This is a genomic window from Treponema sp. UBA7570 (genome assembly GCA_002477955.1).
Classification (GTDB): domain Bacteria; phylum Spirochaetota; class Spirochaetia; order Treponematales; family Treponemataceae; genus Treponema_D.
Genome location: DLLE01000022.1, coordinates 1 through 3,078 on the forward strand (window position 1 = coordinate 1; position 3,078 = coordinate 3,078).

Consider the following 3,078-nt stretch of genomic DNA (forward strand, 5'->3'; position numbering starts at 1 on the left):
AAAAGCCTTACACTCCCGACTTTATAATCCGGCAGAACGGAAATGAAGCATATATCGAGCATTTCGGTGTTACAGAGGACGGCTACAACAACAGGTACAGCAAAGAAGAGCTTGAAAAATACAACAAGGCAATGCATGACAAAGTTGCCATACACAGGCAACATAACACAAAGCTGATTTGCACCTGCTCAAAATATAAGGACGGAAAGGAACTCACGGAACATCTGAAAATTAAGCTTGAAGAATTCGGCTTTGTTTTGAATCCGAAAGACAACCGCGAGGTTATGAAGAAAATCAGCGCGCAGGATTCAAGTCGCTATGTACGTAAGCTCATAAATCTTATAGACAGGTTCATTTCCAACTTCAAGACGAACGGATATTCCGAAGAAAAATTTGATGAATGGTCTGCAAAATCTACAAATGTGCGGACGAAACTTTTTCTGCGCATCTGCAAGGAATGTTATCTTGAATATCAGAAATATCTGAACCAGCATAACGCAATAGATTTCTCAGATATGATAAACAAGTCGGCAATGCTCTTGAAAGAATCGGAGCAGGTCAGAAGCCAGATAAAATTCAAATACATTATCGTGGACGAGTATCAGGATATTTCACGCCAGCGTTTTGATTTGGTCGGCGCGCTGCATGAAAATTCCAGCGCGAAAATAATCGCGGTTGGCGATGACTGGCAGTCAATCTACGCTTTCAGCGGCTCGGACATTACTCTGTTCACAAAATTTTCCGAGATAATGGGATATGCCGAGCTGCTTTCAATTACAAAAACGTACAGAAATTCGCAGGAAGTCATTGATATAGCCGGAAATTTCATTCAGAAAAATGCAACTCAAATAAAGAAGACCTTAAAGTCGCCGAAAACGATAAAAGATCCTGTCATAATTTATACTTACGACGGAAAACTGAAAGGTCGCAAGGCGAATGACAGAAGTGGAGCCGCATATAATCTTGCAAAGGCTGTTGAAACCGCAATCGAGCAGATTTTGGAATTCAACAGGCAGGAAAACAAGAAAGATTCTTCTATATTATTGCTTGGCAGATTCGGGTTTGACGGAAAGAATCTTGAGCGTTCAGGCTTGTTTGAATATAAAAATTTCGGCAGCAAGGTAAAATGTGTAAAATATCCAAAACTGAACATAACTTTTATGACGGCTCATGCGTCAAAAGGACTTGGCTACGACAACGTGATTGTCATCAACGGAAAAAATGAGACTTACGGATTTCCCTCAAAAATCGAAGATGATCCTGTTTTGAATTACGTTGTGAAGCGCGACAATTCAATAGAAGCTGCGGAGGAAAGACGGCTGTTTTACGTTGCGATGACACGGACAAAGAATCGGGTGTTTTTTATCGCGCCGGAAGAAAATCCGTCAGAATTCCTTTTGGAAATAAAACATGATTATAAAAATGTGGTGCTGAAAGGCGAGTGGAACGAAGAAATGCAGGAAAATCCGCTCCTGAAAAAATCCTGCCCGATTTGCGGATATCCGCTGCAGCACAAATACAAGGTGGCTTATGGCTTGAACCTTTGGATTTGCACAAACGAGCCTGAAATCTGCGACTTTATGACCAACCGCCTTGACTCCGGCAAGCTTTCAATTATGAAGTGTGATTCTTGCGCCGACGGCTATCTGATTGTAAAGTCATCAAAAGACGGAACAAACCATTTTCTCGCCTGCACAAACTACACCGCCAACGGAAAAGGCTGCGGAAACATAGTCTGGAAAGAGGATTTTTACAGAATGATGGGATATGAAGTGGAGAAAAATAATAGGAAAACTTTACCTTGTTTAAGTGCATCGCTTTTTAAGTTTTTCATAATAAATGCTAACGGCTAGTGGCAAAAAATCTTTCAGTTCTTTTTAAGTATCATAAAAAAACAAAAATACACAGAACTTATTCCCATTCCCCGATCATCTCCGCTTCTATTTCCTGTACCACCGCTGCGCTGAAAATGCGGATTGTACATTCTTCGTTTTCTTGTGGGCTGGGCGTATGGAAATTTGGAGCGCTTAAAAAGTTCACGCTTCCGTACCAGAGAATTTTTTCGTCTATTATTGCAGTTTTTTGGGAAAGCTCATTCCGTTTTTCAACTTTTGCGCCGGCATTTTCCAGCTGAAGAATCAGTGCGTCCTGGTTTTTCTGAGTTTCTGCGCTTGCCGCACGTTTTGTAAAAACAAGAAACCTTGCGCCGTTTGAAATATTCTTTGAAAGCAAATGAATAAAATTCTGCACCTGCGCTTTTGTAAGATACGGCAAAAACAGTGTGACAGATTTTTCTGCGTGGGCAAGGTCATTTTCAAAATCTGTTTTATATTCGGCAAAGGAATATATTTTAGAGCGCGCATTTTCCTGTTGACCGCCGCATTTTTCATCATTCACTTTTACAGAATAGCCAAGCTGCCTGTAGCCTTTCAGCCTGTTCTGATACATTCTGTCAAAGATCGGAATTCTAAAATCCACATAATCATAAATCTGAACTTCGCTTTTGCCTGCGAAATTTCTGTGGAGCCGTCCGCAGTATTGCGCAAGAGTTCCCTTCCAGCTGAACGGAAAGACAAGCATCAAAGTGTCCAGCCGCGGCTGGTCAAATCCTTCTCCTGCATATTTTCCCGTGGCAAGAACAATAAGGCTCTCTTCTTTTGGGATTGAATTTAGTTTTTCCAGATGAGTTTTCTTCTGCTTTGTTGTTCCTCGTCCTGTAATCAAAATCACATTTTTTGCAGCATCTTTAAGGCGATTTTCTAATGTTTCGAGGTGTTCAATTCTGTCAGACAAGACCAGCGGAGTGCGTCCGGCTTTTACAGCGTTTTTTACGTCTTCTGCAATCAGTTCGTTTCGTGCCTCGTTCTTTACAAGCTCAGCATAGCAGCTGTTGATTGGACGGTTTTTGTCTGTCGCGTTTGAGTCGGGCTTAAAATGAAAATTTGAAAATCGGGGAATAAAATAATGGTCAAAATTCTGCGTTTTGTTCATCTGCTTTGAGGTTGTAGAAAACAGAATTTTTCCGCATTGATAAAAAATGATTTTCTGATGACCGTCGCGCCTTATTGGAGTTGCTGT

The 3,078-nt window shown here is 41.1% G+C and carries 2 protein-coding genes; one reads left to right on the forward strand and one right to left on the reverse strand.

Annotation, left to right across the window (positions count from 1 at the left end; genetic code table 11):
* The coding region (locus B4N75_RS02190) for a UvrD-helicase domain-containing protein (RefSeq protein ID WP_296706500.1) at positions 1-1,853 on the forward strand (1,853 nt) is incomplete at its 5' end.
* A 58-nt stretch (positions 1,854-1,911) separates the two neighbouring features.
* On the opposite strand, the gene B4N75_RS02195 is transcribed toward B4N75_RS02190, so the two are convergent.
* Positions 1,912-3,078: phospholipase D-like domain-containing protein (locus B4N75_RS02195; protein WP_296706502.1), on the reverse strand; the 1,167-nt coding region annotated here is incomplete at its 5' end.